Source organism: Streptomyces sp. NPDC058145 (assembly GCF_042884245.1).
Taxonomy (GTDB): Bacteria; Actinomycetota; Actinomycetes; order Streptomycetales; family Streptomycetaceae; genus Streptomyces.
Genome location: NZ_JBHVUH010000012.1, coordinates 280,406 through 298,559, shown reverse-complemented (window position 1 = coordinate 298,559; position 18,154 = coordinate 280,406). Strand labels below are relative to the sequence as shown.

Sequence of the window (18,154 nt, the reverse complement as noted above, 5' to 3'; positions counted from 1 at the left end):
AGCATGCCGATGAGTGGGCCGAAGCTGCCTGAGAACCTCGCCGACCTGACCGGGCTCACCGCTCCGGAGCAGCAGCGCCGGCTGGTCGAACTGGTGCGTGAGGTCAGTGTCGCCGCGCTGCGCCGGATCGCTCCCGGGCAGCCCGGCCGCGAGGACCCCGCGGCGGACGCGGACCTCCCCTTCCGCGAGCAGGGCCTCGACTCACTGGCCCTGGTCGATCTGCAGGAACGGCTCAGCGCCGCCACCGGGCTGCCGATCCCGCCCACCGTGGCCTTCGACCACCCGACCCCGGTCCTGCTGGCCGAGTACCTGCGCGCCGAGCTGCTCGGCCTCGCCCCGGCACCCGCGCACCGCCCGGACACGGCCGGCCCGGGGACGGCCGCCGGCGACCCCGGCGACCCGATCGCCATCGTCGGCATCGGCTGCCGCTTCCCTGGCGGCGTCACCGGCCCCGAGGACCTCTGGACGCTCGTGGACGGTGGCCGGGACGTCCTCGGCCCGTTCCCGGCCGACCGCGACTGGGCCCTGGACGGGTTCTTCGACCCCGACCCGGACCGCACCGGAACCAGCTATGTGGACCGCGGCGGCTTCCTCGACACCGCCACCCTGTTCGACCCGGAGTTCTTCGGCATCGGCCCGCGCGAATCCGTCGCCATGGACCCCCAGCAGCGGCTGGTCCTGGAGACGGCCTGGCACGCGCTGGAGGACTCCGGCATCGACCCGCTGTCCCTGCGCGGCAGCGACACCGGCGTCTACGTGGGCGCCGAGTCGCACGAGTACGGCGTGCACACCGTGGACGCGCCCGAGGGCCTGGCCGGTCATCTGCTGACCGGCAACGCGCCGAGCGTCATCACCGGGCGCGTCGCCTACACACTCGGCCTGGAGGGACCGGCCGTCACCCTCGACACCGCCTGCTCCGGATCGGCCGTCGCGCTGCACCTCGCGGTACAGGCCCTGCGGCGCGGGGAGTGCTCCCTCGCCCTGGCCGGCGGGGTCGCCGTCATGGGCAGCCCCGGCGTCTTCACGGCGTTCAGCCGGGCGCGCGGCCTCGCCGCGGACGGCAGGGTGAAGGCCTTCGCGGACGCGGCGGACGGCACCGGCTTCTCCGAGGGCGTCGCCCTGTTCGTCATGGAACGGCTCTCCGAGGCCCGCCGGCGCGGACACCGGGTGCTGGCGCTGGTGCGCGGTACCGCGGTGAACCAGGACGGTGCCTCGAACGGGCTGACGGCCCCCAGCGGCCCGGCCCAGCGACGACTGATCCACCAGGCGCTGGCCGACGCCGGTCTGGCCCCCGCCGACGTGGACGCGCTGGACGCCCACGGCACGGGAACCCGGCTGGGCGATCCGATCGAGGCCGGCGCGATCCTCGCCACCTACGGGCAGGACCGGCCGGCGGACGAGCCGCTGTGGCTCGGCTCCGTCAAGTCCAACCTCGGGCACACCCAGGCAGCGGCCGGCGCCGCGAGCGTCATCAAGATGGTCATGGCCATGCGGCACGGCCGGCTGCCGCGCTCCCTGCACATCGACGCGCCCTCGGGACACGTTGACTGGTCGGCCGGTGCGGTACGACTGCTGACCGAACCGGTGTCCTGGCCACGCGGCGACCGCCCCCGCCGGGCCGGCGTCTCGGCCTTCGGCGTCAGCGGCACGAACGCCCACCTCATCCTGGAGGAGGCCCCGGAGGAGGCACCGGCGGACGACGGGCCGGGAGCGGACCCCGAGTTCACCCGGGATGCCGCCACCACCGCCACCGCCACCGCCACCGTCGCCGCCGAGCCGTCAGCCGTAACCTCGGCCGACGAGCCGGCCGAGCCGTCACCCGCGCCCCCCGCCGACGAGCCGGCCGAGCCGTCAGCCGCCGCCCCCGCCGCCCAGTCGGCCGACCCAGCCGGGGACGCGGTCCCCGTCGTGGTGTCCGCGCGTGGCGCGGCCGCCCTGCGGGCGCGGGCTGAGCAGCTCGCCGGGATCGCCGCGGACCCCGCCGACCTCGCCTTCTCGCTGGCCACCACCCGTGCCACGCTGGCCGATCGCGCCGTGGTGGTCGCCGCCGACCGGACGGAACTCGAACGCGGACTGCGTGCCGTCGCGGCCGGGCAGCCGGCCCCGCAGGTCTTCACCGGCACCGCCACGCAGGGCGCCCTCGCCTTCCTGTTCACCGGCCAGGGCAGCCAGCGTGCCGAGGCCGGACGCGCGCTGTACCGGCGTTATCCGGTGTACGCCGAGGCGCTTGACGAGGCGGCCGCCGAACTGGGCCTGCAACTGGAACGGCCGCTCACCGACGTCCTGTTCGCCGGGCCCGGGTCCGCCGCGGCCGCGCTGATCGACCGTACCGACTACGCCCAGCCGGCGCTGTTCGCGCTCGAGGTCGCGCTGTTCCGGCTGCTGGAGTCGTGGGGACCGCGGCCCGACGCCCTGGCCGGACACTCGGTCGGCGAGTTCGCCGCCGCCCATGCCGCAGGGGTCCTGTCCCTGCCCGACGCGGCCCTCCTGGTCGCCGCCCGCGGCCGCCTCATGCGGGACCTCCCGGCGGGCGGTGCCATGACCGCCGTGGAGGCCACCGAGGACGAAGTCCTGCCCCTGCTCGGCGAACTGACCGGCATCGCCGCCGTCAACGGCGACCGCGCCCTGGTCGTGTCCGGCGCCGAGACCGAAGTCGCGCGGATCGGCGACCACTTGACCGCCCTCGGCCGGCGGGTGAAACCGCTACGCGTTTCGCACGCGTTCCACTCGCCGCTCATGACACCGGTGCTGGCGGAGTTCCGGCGCACCGCCCGCGTCGTCGACTTCCGACCCGCCCGCATTCCCATCGTGTCCACCGTGACGGGCCTCCCCGCGACCGCCGCGGAACTCTCCGAACCCGACTACTGGGTACGGCACATCAGCAGTCCCGTGCGCTTCCGCGACGCCGTGCGCACCCTCGCCGGACAGGGTGTCGCCACCTTCCTGGAACTGGGCCCCGACGCCGTCCTGTCGGCGATGGGCCCGGCCTGCGTGGCGGACCCCGCGCCGCTCGCCTTCGCCCCGCTGCTGCGCGCCGGCCACGACGAGCGGCGCACCGTGACGGAGGCCCTCGCCACCGCTGTCGCCCGGGGCGCCGACGCCGACTGGTCCGCCCACTTCGCCGACCGCGGTCCGCGCCGCGTCACGCTGCCGCCGTACCCCTTCCAGCGGCGCCGGTTCTGGCTCGCGCCGAGGCGGCCCGGCGCGGACGCCGAGGCGCTCGGCCAGAGCACGGTCGACCACCCGATGCTGGGCGCCGCCATCCGGACCGCCGGCGCCGACGAGACGGTGCTGACCGGCCGTCTCTCGCTGTCCGCGCTGCCCTGGCTGGCCGACCACACGATCGACGGCCTGGCCCTGCTCCCGGGCACCGCCTACCTGGAACTCGCCCTGCGGGCCGGGGCGGAGACGGGCTGCCCCGTCGTCGAGGACCTCGCGATGGAGGCGCCGCTGACCGTCCCGGCCACCGGCACCGTCACCCTCCAGGTCCGCGTGGGACCGCTCGACGAGAGCGGCCGGCGCTCCGTGCGGGTGTACTCACGGCCCGAGGACGCACCCGCCGGGGCGCCCTGGCTGCGCAACGCCGACGGCACCCTGCGGACGTCCGCCGAGCCGCTGCCCGAGCCCGCCCCGGCCCAGTGGCCGCCGAAGGACGCGACCCCGGTCGACATCTCGGCTCTCTACGGCCGGCTCGCCGAGCAGGGCTACCAGTACGGACCCGCGTTCCGGGGGCTGCGTGCCGTGTGGCGGCGCGGTGCCGAGGTGTTCGCCGAGGTCGCCCTCCCCGAGGGCGCCGAAGCCCCGGGCTGCGCACCGCATCCGGCCCTGCTCGACGCGGCGCTGCACGCCACGGACTTCGCCTGGGGGAGCGGCCCCGACGGCCGGCTGCGGCTCCCGTTCGCCTGGAGCGGCGCCCGTGCGGCGGCGACCGGGGCGACGGCGGCCCGCGTGCGCGTCGTGGCCGAGTCCGACGACCGGGCCGCGCTCTCCCTGTGGGACCCGGCCGGTACGCCGGTCGCGACGATCTCGTCCTACCGGGTGCGCGAGGTCTCCCAGGAGCAGCTCAGGGCCGCGAAGGCCGCCGCCCGTGGCCCGCTGTACCGGGTGGAGTGGACGGCCGTACCCGTACGGCCCGCCGAGCGCGAGCTGCCCGCCGCCGGGGACACCGGCGCCCCGGGGCGGCCCGGAGCCGTCGTGCTGACCGTGGAACCGGCCGGGGACGCGGGCCCGGCCGCCGTACGGGCCGTCACCGGCCGCGTCCTCGACGCCGTGCGGGCCCATCTCACGGACCCGGCCGATGCCGACACGGTCCTGGTGGTGGCGACCCGCGGCGCGGTCGCGGCCGCCGAGGGCGACGTCTCCGACCCGGCCCAGGCCGCCGTGTGGGGTCTTGTGCGCTCCGCGCAGGCCGAGCGGCCCGGCCGGCTCGTCCTCGCGGACCTGGACGAATCCCCCGACGCGACACGGCTGTTGGCCGCCGCGGTCGCGGGTGGCGAGTCCGAGGTGGCCGTCCGGTCCGGCCGGGTCCTGGTGCCCGGCCTCGCCCCCGTGCCTTCCGCCGCCCCCGGTGACCCGCGTCCCCTCGATCCGGACGGCACGGTCCTGATCACCGGCGGCACCGGCGGGGTCGGCGCGCATGTCGCCCGGCACCTGGCGAGCGCCCACGGGACCCGGCACCTGTTGCTGGTCAGCCGGGGCGGCCCGCACGCACCGGGCGCCCGGGCCCTGTCGGCCGAACTCGCCGCGCTCGGCGCGGACGTCACGCTCGCCGCCTGCGACCTGGCCGACGCCCGGCAGGTGGCCGCGCTGCTCGCGGACATACCCGCCGACCGGCCGCTCACCGCGGTCTTCCACGCCGCGGGCGTCATCGACGACTGCCTGGTCACGGACCTGACCGCCGGGCGCCTTGACACCGTGCTGCGGCCCAAGGCCGACGCCGCCTGGCATCTGCACGAACTGACCCGCGACACGGACCTGGCCGCGTTCGTGCTCTTCTCCTCCACCGCCGCGCTCTACGACGCACCCGGACAGGCCGGATACGCCGCGGCCAACGGCTACCTGGACGCGCTCGCCGGCCACCGGCGGGCCGCCGGACTGCCCGCCGTCTCCCTGGCCTGGGGACTGTGGACCGGTACCGGCATGGGCGCCGGACTCGACGCCGCCGCGCTGGCCCGTATCCACCGCTCCGGTCTCGCCCCGCTCGACGCCGCCGAGAACCTCGGCCTGCTTGACCTGGCCCTGCTCGGCGCGCCGCCCGCAGCGGTACCGGTGCGGATCGACACCCGCGCCCTGCGCGACCGCACCGGAGGTGTACCCCCGCTGCTGCGGAAGCTGGTCGCCGCGCCCGCGCGCACCGCCCCCGTGGGCGCCGTACCGTCCGCCGCTTCGGCCGCCGGCGCGCTCGCCGCACTGCCCGCCGCCGAGCGTGCCGAGCGACTGCTCGACCTGGTACGCGGGCACGCGGCCACCGTCCTCGGCCACCAGGACGCGGAGGCCGTCGGCCGCACCCGGGCCTTCACCGACCTGGGCTTCGACTCGCTGTCGGCCGTGGAACTGCGCAGCCGGCTGGGGGCGGCGACGGGCCTGTCCCTGCCCGCCACCCTCGTCTTCGACTTCCCGACCCCCGACGCGCTGGCCCGCCACCTCGAGGAGTCGTTCACGGGCCTCGCCGGTGAGCAGGCGGCCGCCTCGGCGCCGGCGCGTCCCGCCGGCCCGGCAGCGACGCCGGACGAGCCGATCGCCATCGTCGGCATGGCCTGCCGTTATCCGGGGTCCGTCGGCTCCCCCGAGGACCTGTGGCGGCTGCTCGCCGACGGGACCGACGCCATCGGGCCGTTCCCCACCGACCGCGGCTGGCCGGCCGACCTGTACGACCCGGACGGCACACGCGCGGGAACGAGCGTCACCCGCGAGGGCGGATTCCTTTACGACGCCGCCGAGTTCGACGCCGACTTCTTCGGGATCAGCCCCCGGGAGGCCCGGGCGATGGACCCCCAGCAGCGGCTGCTGCTGGAGGTCGCCTGGGAGACACTGGAACGCGCGGGCATCGACCCGCACGCGCTGCGCGGCAGCGACACCGGCGTCTACGCGGGCGTGATGTACCACGACTGGGGCCTGCGCCTCGGGCCGATGCCCGAGGAGATCGCCGGATACCTCGGCAACGGCGGCCTGGCGAGCGTCGTCTCCGGACGCGTGGCCTACGCCCTCGGCCTGGAGGGCCCGGCCCTGACGGTGGACACCGCCTGCTCCTCCTCGCTGGTCGCGGTGCACCTGGCGGCGCAGGCGCTGCGCGGCGGCGAGTGCGGTCTCGCGCTCGCCGGCGGCGTCACGGTGATGTCGACCGCCGACACCTTCGTCGACATGAGCCGCCAGGGCGGGCAGGCCCCGGACGGCCGCTGCAAGTCGTTCGGCGCGGGCGCCGACGGCACCGGCTGGAGCGAGGGCGTGGGCCTGCTGCTGCTGGAGCGGTTGTCCGACGCGCGGGCCAACGGGCATCGGGTGCTCGCGGTCGTACGGGGCTCGGCGGTCAACCAGGACGGCGCCTCCAACGGGCTTACCGCGCCCAACGGTCCGGCGCAGCAGCGGGTGATCCGGGCCGCGCTCTCGGCGGCGGGTCTCGCCCCGCGCGATGTCGACGTGGTCGAAGGGCACGGCACCGGTACGCGGCTCGGCGACCCGATCGAGGCGCAGGCGCTGCTCGCCACCTACGGCCGGGACCGCGAGCCCGGGGACCCGCTCTGGCTCGGCTCGGTCAAGTCCAACATCGGCCACGCGCAGGCGGCCGCCGGCGTCGCCGGGATCATCAAGACGGTGCTGGCGATGGAGCACGGGGTGCTGCCCAAGTCGCTGCACTCCGGTGCCCGTTCCGACCAGGTCGACTGGTCGCGGGGCGCGGTGGAACTGCTCACGGAGTCCAGGTCCTGGCCGGGCCGTGGCGGGCCCCGGCGGGCCGCGGTGTCCTCGTTCGGCATCAGCGGCACCAACGCCCATGTGATCCTGGAACAGGCCGGGCCCGCGGACGCCCCGGAGAATCCGGGCACCGGAGCGGCACCGGCCACGCACCGCACCGTCGTGCCCTGGGTGGTCTCCGGCCGTTCCGTCGAGGCGCTGCGCGAACAGGTCGGCAGACTCGCCGAGTTCGCGGCGGCGACGGAGCCGGACCTCACCGACCTCCTCGACGCCGGTGCCACACTGGCCACCGGCCGCGCGGCCCTCGAACACCGCGCCGTCGTCCTCGGCACGGGCCGGGAGACGCTGATCCGCGGTCTGACGGCCCTGCCGCTCACCGACACCGTCCGCGACGGCAAACTGGCCTTCCTGTTCACCGGCCAGGGTGCGCAGCGCCCGGGCATGGGCCGCGAGGCGCACGCCGCGTTCCCCGTCTTCGCCGAGGCCTTCGACGAGGCGGTGGCCGCCCTGGACCGGCACCTCTCGCGACCGCTGCGCGACGTCATGTGGGGCGCCGACCCGGCCCTGCTCCAACGCACCGAGTACGCCCAGCCGGCCCTGTTCGCCGTCGAGACGGCACTGTTCCGGCTGCTGACCTCCTGGGGGGTGCGCCCCGACCACCTGCTCGGCCACTCGATCGGCGAACTCACCGCGGCCCACGTGGCCGGCGTCTGGTCGCTCGACGACGCGGCGAAGCTGGTCGCCGCGCGGGGCCGCCTCATGCAGGCGCTCCCGGCGGGCGGGGCGATGGCCGCCGTACGGGCGACCGAGGCGGAGGTGGCGGCCAGACTCACCGGGAACGTGGGCATCGCGGCGGTCAACGGCCCCGCGTCGACCGTGATCTCCGGCGACGCGGCCGAAGTACGGCGTATCGCGAAGGAGTTCGCCGCCCTGGGTGTCGCGACGACCGAGCTGCGGGTCAGCCACGCCTTCCACTCGCCCCTGATGGAGCCGATGCTGGAGGCCTTCGGCGAGGTCGCCGGCACCCTGACGTACGCCACCCCCGAGCTCGCCCTGATCTCCTCCGTGACCGGCGAGTCGGCGGACCCGGCCGAGCTGTGCACGCCGGGCTACTGGGTGCGCCAGGTGCGGGAGACGGTCCGGTTCGCCGACGGGGTCGGGACACTGGCCGAGCGGGGCACCGTCACCGCGCTGGAACTCGGGCCCGACACGGTGCTGAGCGCGGCCGGCCCGGAGAGCGCCGGCGGGCACGACATCGCGTTCGCCCCCACCATGCGCCGGGCCACCGGCGAGGAGGAGTCGATCGTCGCCGGGCTCGGCCGGGTGCACGCACGTGGCGGCCGGGTCGACTGGGCCGCGTTCTTCGAGGGCCGTAGGCCGAGCCGACTGTCCCTGCCGACCTACGCGTTCCAGCGCCGCCGCTACTGGCTCGACCCGGCCCGGCCCCTGGGCGACCCCGGCGCGGCGGGCCAGGACGCCGTCGGCCACCCGATGCTGGCCGCCGCCATAGTCGTACCGGAACCGGACACCGTGGTGTTCACCGGCCGGCTGTCGGCCACCGACCCGTCCTGGATCGCCGGCCACGACGTGCTCGGGGGCGTCCTGCTCCCGGGCACGGGCTTCGTCGAACTCGCGCTCCGGGCCGGTGAGTACGTCGGCTGCGAGCGGATCGAGGAGCTGACGCTGGAACGGCCGCTGCCGCTGCCGTCCGGTGCGCCACTGCCGTCCGGCGTGCTGCTGCGGGTGAGCGTCGGTGCCGCCGGGGACGACGGATCGCGCACCGTCGCCGTGCACTCCCGCGCCGAGGGCCCCGGTGCCGGTACCTGGGTCCGCCACGCCACCGGCGTCCTCACGGCCCGCGACGAGGCGGACGACGCGCACGAGGCGTTCGCCGCCCTCGCCGCCTGGCCGCCGCCGAACGCCGTCGAGCTGCCGGTCGCCGACGCCTACGACCGCCTCCTCGGCCGGGGTTACGACTACGGGCCCGCGTTCCAGGGCCTGCGCCGCGCCTGGCGCTCCGGCGACGACGTCTTCGCCGAGGTCGAGCTGCCCGCCGAGGCCGCGGCCGAGGCCGCCGCGTACCGGCTGCACCCCGCGCTGCTCGACGCCGCGATGCACGCCGACCTGGTCGCCGACGGCGGGGACGGCGCGACCCTCCTGCCGTTCTCCTGGAACGGGGTCACCCTCGAATCCGCCGGGCGCGGCGCTCTGCGCGTGCTGCTGCGCCGGCTGCGTGGCGAGGAGGAGACGGAGATCGCCGCCACCGACGCCGACGGCACCCCGGTGCTGCGCATCCGTTCGCTGACCAGCCGTGCCGTGCGCCCCGAACAGTTGGCGCCGCGCACCGGCGGCTCGCCGCACCGCCTCGACTGGCTCCCGGCCGAGGGCCCGGGGGGCACGGTCCCGCGCCACGAGGTGTGGACCGTCACCGCCGCGCCCGGCGACGCTTCCGTACCGGAGGCCGCGGCGACGGTCGCCGCCCGTACCCTGGCCCGGCTGCGTTCCTGGCTCGCCGACGACACCACCGGCGACACGCTGCTCGTGGTGCGCACGGTGCGCGCGGTCGCGGCCCGGCCCGGCGACCCGATCGACGTCACCCAGGCCCCGGTCTGGGGCCTCGTGCGCGCCGCGCAGGCCGAGCACCCCGGCCGCATCGTGCTCGTCGATGTCGATGTCGACGTCGACGCGGACACCGGCCCGGACACGGGCCCGGACGCCGCCTTCGACCCGTCGGTGCTGGCGCTCGGCGAGCCGGAGAACGCGGTCCGCGAAGGAGCCGTCCTCGTTCCCCGCCTCGTTCCGGTGGCGCCGCCCGCCCCGGCCGAGGACCGCGCCGGCGCCTGGCGGGGCACGGTCCTGATCACCGGTGGGCTCGGCGGCATCGGCGGTCTCCTCGCCCGGCACCTGGTCCGCCGCCACGGCGTCCGGCATCTGGTCCTCACCGGCCGCCGTGGGCCCGGTACGCCCGGCGCCGCCGGGCTGCGGGAGGAACTCGCCGCGCTCGGCGCGGACATCACCGTGGCCGCGTGCGACGTCACCGACCGGGCGCGGCTCGCCGCGGTGCTCGCCGCGATCCCGCCGGAGCGGCCGCTCACCGCGGTGATCCACGCCGCCGGCGTCGCCGACCACGCGCTGACCACCGACCTCACCGAGGAGCGCCTCACGGCGGTACTGCGGCCGAAGACCGAGGGCGCCTGGCATCTGCACGAACTGACCCGGGACCTGGACCTGAAGGCGTTCGTGCTGCTCTCCTCGGCGGGCGGCACCGCGCTGGCCGCCGGTCAGGGCAACTACGCGGCGGCCAACGTCTTCCTCGACGCCCTCGCCGCCCACCGCCGCTCCGCGGGCCTGCCCGCGCTGTCGCTCGGCTACGGCATGTGGGCCGCCGACACCGGGCTCGGTGCGGTCACCGACGCCGACCTGGAGCGCATGGCGCGGCTCGGGCTGCCCGCGCTCGACCCGGACGACGCCCGCGCCCTCTTCGACGCCGCCCTCGGCCTCGGCGAGCCCCACGTCACCGTGCTCCGCACCGACCGCCACGCCCTCGCCGCGCGCGGCGACCGGCTCCCGGCGGTGCTCCGCGCCCTGGTACCGCGCCGCAAGGCTGCCTCCCGGCAGCCGGCCGGTGCCGCACGGTTCGCCGGGCTCGCCGGCTTCGAACGGCGGCGCGCGCTCCTGGAGGAGGTGCGCGGCACCCTGGCCGCCGTCCTCGGCCACACGGACGCGGACGGGATCGATCCGGACCGCCCGCTGCGCGACCTCGGCGTGGACTCCCTGGCGGCGGTCGAACTGCGCAACGCGCTCGGCATGGCGACCGGTACCCGGCTGCCGGCGACCCTGGTCTTCGACCACCCGACCGTCCGGGCCGTCGCCACGGTCCTCGACGAACGCCTCACGGCCACGCGACAACCGTCCCTGGCCGCTGAGTCCACTACGACGGAGACCACCGCCACGACGTCCGTCCCCGACATGGACGCCGGCGCCCCACGCTCCGAGCAGCGCCCGGAGCACACCGACGACCCGATCGCGATCGTCGGCATCGGCTGCCGCTTCCCCGGTGACGTACGGGGCGCGGAGGACCTGTGGCGGCTCGTCACCGAGGGACGCGACGCGACCGGCGACTTCCCGGCGGACCGGGGCTGGGACACCGAGGCGATCTACGACCCCGAGCCGGGCGTTCCCGGCCGGACCTATGTGCGGCGAGGCGGGTTCCTGTACGACGCCGCCGACTTCGACCCGGAGTTCTTCGGCATCATGCCGCGCGAGGCCGTCGCCATGGACCCGCAGCAGCGCCTGCTCCTGGAGACCACCTGGGAGGCCTTCGAGGACGCCGGCATCGACCCGCACACGCTCCGCGGCAGCCGCACCGGCGTGTACGTCGGCATCATGTACGCCGAGTACGGCCGCCGCCCCGGCACCGCCCCCGACGACCTGGCCGGTTACCTCGGCAACGGCAGCGCGGGCAGCATCGCCTCCGGACGCGTCTCGTACTGCCTCGGTCTGGAGGGCCCCGCCGTCACCGTGGACACGGCGTGCTCGTCCTCCCTGGTCGCCCTGCACACCGCCGTCCAGGCGCTGCGCGCCGGGGAGACCACCCTCGCGGTGGCCGGCGGCGTCACCGTGATGCCGACCCCCGAGATCTTCGTCGACTTCAGCCGGCAGCGGGGCCTGTCCCCGGACGGCCGGTGCCGGGCCTTCTCCGACTCGGCCGACGGCACCGGCTGGAGCGAGGGTGTGGGCCTGCTGGTGCTGGAGCGGTTGTCCGACGCGCGGGCCAACGGGCATCGGGTGCTCGCGGTCGTACGGGGCTCGGCGGTCAACCAGGACGGCGCCTCCAACGGGCTTACCGCGCCCAACGGTCCGGCGCAGCAGCGGGTGATCCGGGCCGCGCTCTCGGCGGCGGGTCTCGCCCCGCGCGACGTCGACGTGGTCGAAGGGCACGGCACCGGTACGCGGCTCGGCGACCCGATCGAGGCGCAGGCGCTGCTCGCCACCTACGGCCAGGACCGTACACCGGGACGGCCACTGTGGCTCGGCTCGGTCAAGTCCAACATCGGCCACGCGCAGGCGGCCGCCGGCGTCAGTGGCGTCATCAAGATGGTGATGGCGCTGCGCCACCGCGAACTGCCCAAAACCCTGCACGCCGACGAGCCCAGCCGCCAGGTGGACTGGACCGAGGGCGACGTCCGCCTGCTCACCACGGCACGGACCTGGGAGGCGGCCGGGCCGCGCCGGGCCGCGGTCTCCTCGTTCGGGCTCAGCGGCACCAACGCGCACGTGATCCTGGAAGAAGCGCCCGAAGGCCCCGTGCGGACCGCCGAGCGGACCGCGCCGACTCCGGTGCCTCTGCTGCTGTCCGCCGCCTGCGCAGGTCAACTGGACGCCCAGGCCGAGCGGTTGCGGGCCCTGCTCGCCGCCGACCCGGCGCTGCGGACGGACGACGTCGGTCACGCGCTGGCCACGACGCGCGCCGCGCTCGGGCACCGCGCCGCGATCTTCGCGGCCGACCGCGACGAGGCCCTGCGCGCCCTCACCGCCCTCGCGGCCGGGGGCACCGCGGACCCGGCCGTGCCGGTCCACCGCCGGGTCGCGGACACCGACGGCCTGACGGCCTTCCTCTTCTCCGGCCAGGGCTGCCAACGCCCCGGCATGGGACGCGAACTGGCCGCCTCGCACCCGGTGTTCGCCGCCGCCCTCGCGGAGGTGAGCGAACTGCTGGACCCCCTGCTGGACCGTCCGCTGCGGGACGTCGTCGCGGCCCCGGACGCCACCGAACTGAACCGGACCGTGTACACGCAGACCGCCCTGTTCGCCCACGAAGTCGCCCTGTACCGGCTGCTGGAGTCCTGGGGCGTCCGGCCCGCGATGATCGCCGGGCACTCGGTCGGTGAACTGGCGGCGGCGCATGTCGCCGGTGTGCTGTCGCTGCCCGACGCCTGCCGTCTGGTCGCCGCGCGCGGCCGGCTGATGCAGGCGCTGCCGCCGGGCGGCACCATGGCCGCGATCCGGGCCGCCGAGGAGGACGTCCGCCCGCACCTCACCCCGGGCGTCTGCGTCGCCGCCGTCAACAGCCCCACCGCGACGGTGGTCTCCGGCACCGAGGCCGAAGTGCTGGCCCTCGCCGCCCGCTTCCCGAAGGCCACGCGGCTGAACGTCTCGCACGCCTTCCACTCGCCGCTCATGGAACCGATGCTGGACGAGTTCCGGGCCGTGGCGAAGGGCGTCGACCTCGCGGAGCCGCTACTGCCGCTCGTGTCGACCGTCACCGGCCGGCTCGCCGCCCCCGGCGAACTCACCTCGCCGGACTACTGGGTGCGGCAGGTCCGGGACACCGTCCGCTTCGCCGACGCCGTACGCGAGATGGCCGGGCAAGGAGCCGTACGCTTCCTGGAGTTGGGACCCGACGCGGTGCTCGCCCCGCTGACCGCGGCCACCCTGGACGGCCGGCGCCCGCTCGCGGTGGCCGCCGCCCGCAAGGGCGCCGACGAGACGCGCACCCTGACCGAGAGCCTGGCGCTGCTGCACACCGACGGCGCCGCGATCGACTGGCGGGCCGTCCTGGCCGGCACCGGCGCGCGCCGGGTCGACCTGCCCACCTACGCGTTCGAGGCCCGCAGGTTCTGGTTCGACCCGGAACCGGCCCTCACGGGCGCGGCCGCGCACGGCCAGGACGACACCGCGCACCGGCTGCTCACCGCGGTGGTCGCCGCGCCGGAGACCGGGGGAGTCACCCTGACCGGCCGGCTGTCGCACGCGGCGCAGCCCTGGCTGGCCGACCACGACGTGCTCGGCACCGTGATGCTCCCGGGCACCGCCTACGTGGAACTCGCGGTGCGCGCCGGGGAGGAAGCCGGCTGCCCGGTCGTGGAGGAGCTGACCATCGAGGCCGTGCTGCCGGTACCGGCGCGGGGCGCGGTCGCGATCCAGGCCGTGGTCGGCGGTGCCGACGAGCACGACCGCCGCTCCTTCGCCGTGTACTCCCGACAGGAGGGCGCCGGGCCGGACGTGCCGTGGACCCGGCACGCCACCGGCGTACTGGCGCCCGCCGAGTCCCCGGCGCCGGAGGCCTCCGCCGAGTCCCCGGCGGCCGAAGACCCGGCCGGGAACCCGGTGCCGCGGGCCACCGGCGCCGGGCCGGCCGCCTGGCCGCCGGAGGGCGCCGAGGAGGTCGACATCACCGACGTCTACGACTACCTGACCGGCCAGGGCTACCACTACGGCCCCACGTTCCGCGGGCTGCGCGGCATCTGGCGCCGGGGCCGGGAGGTCTTCGCCGAGGTGGCGCTCCCGGACGAGGCGGCCGGCGAGGCGGCCGAGTACCGCATCCACCCCGCGCTGCTGGACGCCTCGCTCAGCGCCACCGACTTCCTCGGCGACCGCAGGCCGCAGGACGTCGGCGCGACGATGCTGCCGTTCGCCTGGACCGGGGTGAGCGTGCACTCCCGTGGCGCCTCCCGGCTCAGGGTGCGCATCGACTGGGCCGGGGCCGGCACCCAGGCCGGCTCGGACGCCGTACGGCTGGAACTGGCGGACGTCGAGGGGCGCCCGGTGGCGACCGTGGAGTCGCTGGTCGTCCGGGCCGTCACGCCCGAGCGGGTCGCCGCGGCGGCCGCCACCCTGGCGGGCACCCGTATGCGGGACACCATGTTCCGGCTGGGCTGGGACTCGCTGCCGCTCGGCACCGCGAGCGCGGACACCCACGGCTGGGCCGTACTGCGCCCACCGGGCGGCGTGGCCTTCGAACTGCCGGACGTCCCCGTCTTCACCGGCCTTCCCGGGCTCCTGGCACACCTGGACGACGGCACGCCGGTGCCCCCGGTGACGCTCTTCGCGTGCCCCGCCGGACCGCCGGCCCACGACGACGACATGCCGGCCGCCACCGGCACACTGCTGCACTCGGTGCTGGACCTGTTGCGCGCCTGGCTGGCGGACGACCGGTTCGCCAAGTCCCGGCTGGTGGTCGTCACCCGGTCCGCCGTCGACACCGACACCGTCGACCCGGCGCACGCGGCGGTGTGGGGACTGGTCCGCGCCGCGCAGGCCGAGCACCCAGGCCGGATCGTGCTGGCCGACCTGTCCGACCACCGGTTCCCGGCCGCCCTGCTCGCCGCCGACGAGGCCGAACTCGCCGTGCGCGGCGCCGACATCCGGGTGCCGCGCCTGGCCCCGGTGCCCGCGTCGGCCCCCGAACGGCCCTCACCCTGGGACCCGGACGGCACGGTCCTGGTCACCGGCGGCACGAGCGGGCTCGGCGCGGTCGTCGCCCGGCACCTGGTGTCGGCCCACGGGATCAGGCACCTGCTGCTGGTCAGCCGACGGGGCGCGGCGGCCCCCGGGGCGCTGGAGCTGGCCGAGTCGCTGACCGCGCTGGGCGCCACCGTCGAGGTGGCCGCCTGCGACATCGCCGACCGGGCCGCGCTGGCCGCCGTACTCGCGGCGATCCCGGCCGACCGCCCGCTGCGCGGCGTGGTGCACGCCGCCGGAGTGATGGACAACGCCACCCTCGGCGACCTCACCGCGAACCAACTCGACCGCGTCGTACGGCCGAAGGCCGCCGGCGGCTGGAACCTGCACACCCTCACCAGGGACCTGGACCTGACGGCGTTCGTGCTCTTCTCCTCGGTGTCGGGGCTCGCCGTCGCCGCGGGACAGGCCAACTACGCCGCCGCCAACCGCTTCCTGGACGCGCTCGCCGCCCACCGCCGCGCCACCGGCCGCGCCGCGACCTCGCTGTCCTTCGGACTGTGGACCGTGCGGACCGGCCTCGGCCGTGCCTCGGGCCTGCCGGACCCGGTCGAGGCCGAACGCGACGAGCAGCGGATGGCCACCGCCGGACTGCCACCGTTCTCCGAGGCCGAGGGCCTGGCCATGTTCGACGAGGCGGTCGCGCTCGACCAGCCGGCCCTGGTGCCGCTGCGCATCGACACCGAACGCCTGGCCGGACTGGACGGTTCCCTGCTCGCCCCGGTGCTGCGCGGCCTCGCCGTACGCTCCGGTTCCGCGCGGCGCGTCACGGCACGCACCACGGGCGGCGGCACACCGGTGACCGCCCACCGGCCGGGCGCCGACGCCGCACTGCGCCGGCGCCTCGCGGAACTGCCCGCCGAGGACGCCCTGCGGACGCTGGTCGACCTGGTCTGCGCCCAGGCCGCCGCCGTGCGCCACGGTGACGCCGGGGACGTCGATCCCGACCGCGGGTTCACGGACATGGGCCTGGACTCCCTGGCCGCCATCGAGCTGCGCAACGCCCTGCAGTCCGCCACCGGCATCCGGCTGCCCGCGACCCTGATGTTCGACCACCCCAACCCCCGTGCGCTGGCCGGTCTGCTGGCCGAGGAGTTCGGGCTGACGCCGGAGCCGGAGGAGGCGGCGGGCGAGGACGACACGGACGCCGAGGTGGCGCAGACCGTCATGGCGCTGAGCGTCGACGACCTGGTCCGGGCCGCGCTCGGCGGCCGGGACGACGACTAGAGGACCACTGGACGTGTACGGCCCTGGCCGAGCGTGCACCGATTCCGCTGGGACACACGGAAGGCAGAACTGACCATGGAACAACTCGACTGCGTCGTCATCGGCTACAACGAGGGCGACTTCCAGGACTACCGCGCCATGTGCGAGGGCAGTGGCGCCGGTTCGCCGACGCTGCAGATCTACAGCAAGGAGTACCTGGAGGTCGACGGCCGCCACCTGTCCTGGATGGACGGGCTCAGCGCGCTGCGCAACAGGGCCACCGGACGCGACGACCGCTACCACGTGGGCGAGGTGCACAACCTGGCCGGCCTGTATCTGAGCAACTTCCTGCGCAAGGCGGGCCTGAGCGCCGAGGCCGTGTCGCTGTTCAGCGCCGAGCAGGAGCGCCTGGCCGACCTGCTGGAGCGCGGGCCGCGGGTGGTGGCGGTGACGACGACGTTCTACGTCAACATCATGCCGGTGCTGCCCGTCATCGACTTCGTGCGGGCGTACGCGCCGGACGCGCACATCGTCGTCGGCGGCCCGCTGGTCGACAACATCTGCATGGACGGCGTCGAGGGCATGGCCCAGGATCTCCTGCACGGCATGGGCGCCGACAGCTACATCGTGGAGTCCCAGGGCGAGGGCGCCCTGGTCGAGCTGGTCCGGGCGGTACGGCGGGGCGCGCCGCTCGACGGCATCGCGAACACGGTCACGCTGTCGGACGCCGGCCGCTGGGTCGCCGGGCCCAAGAAGCCGGAGGCCAACAACATCGACCACGCCGCGATCGACTGGTCCGGCTTCAGCCCGGAGCTGATCGGCACCACGGCCCAGACCCGTACCGCGCGGTCCTGCGCGTTCAAGTGCAGCTTCTGCGACTACCCGATGCGCGCGGGCGCGCTGACCACGGCGTCCGTGGACACGGTCCGGCACGAGCTGCGCTCGATGGCCGAACTCGGCGTGAAGAACCTGGTGTTCGTGGACGACACCTTCAACGTCCCGCCCAAGCGGTTCAAGGAGCTGTGCCGCATGCTGATCGAGGAGGACCTGGGGCTCAACTGGTACTCCTACTTCCGCTGTTCGAACGCCCGCGACGAGGAGACCTTCGACCTGGCCGCGCAGAGCGGCTGCCGGGGGGTCTTCCTCGGCATCGAGTCCGGCGACCAGGACATCCTGGCCGCCATGAACAAGCTGGCGCAGGACGCCCAGTACCGCAACGGCATCGCCCAGCTGAAGCAGCGCGGCATCACCACCTTCGCGTCGATCATCGTCGGCTTCCCCGGTGAGAACGAGCGGACGGTGCAGAACACCATCGACTTCCTCAACGAGACCGGCCCGACCTTCTGGCGGGCGCAGCCGTGGTGGGGCAACCCCAAGGCCCCGGTCTACCAGCGCAAGGAGCTGCACGGCATCGAGGGCGAGGCCTACAACTGGTCGCACCACACGATGAACTCCCGTGAGGCGGCGAACTGGTGCGACGTGATGTTCGAGAAGGTCACCGAATCGGTCTGGCTGCCGCTGTACGACTTCGACTTCTGGGCGCTGCCCTATCTGGACGGCAAGGGCCTCAAGGTCGAGGACCTGGTGCCGATCCTGCGCGCCTCGCAGGAGATCATGCGGGAGCGGGACCGGGCGACGCCGGACGCCGTGCGGCTCACGTCCCTGAACGACGAGCTGTACAAGGCCGTCGCCGCCGTCGACATGGCGCCGTCGCGGTTCGGGTTCGCCACCGTGTGAAGCGGCCCGGGACGCCGGCGGACGGCGGAAGGCCCCCGGCGCGGTGCGCCGGGGGCCT

General features: G+C 75.7%; 2 protein-coding genes. Both read left to right on the top strand.

Annotated elements, in window-relative coordinates; translation table 11 throughout:
• The first annotated feature begins 9 nt into the window (after positions 1 to 9).
• Positions 10 to 16,380 (top strand): SDR family NAD(P)-dependent oxidoreductase, encoded by a 16,371-nt coding sequence (locus ACFVVO_RS27430; RefSeq protein ID WP_390058254.1) that lies wholly within the window; start codon positions 10 to 12, stop codon positions 16,378 to 16,380.
• A 75-nt stretch (positions 16,381 to 16,455) separates the two neighbouring features.
• Entirely contained in the window at positions 16,456 to 18,096 is a 1,641-nt protein-coding gene (locus tag ACFVVO_RS27425) for a PhpK family radical SAM P-methyltransferase (RefSeq protein WP_390058253.1), read from the top strand.
• Positions 18,097 to 18,154: the final 58 nt, after the last annotated feature.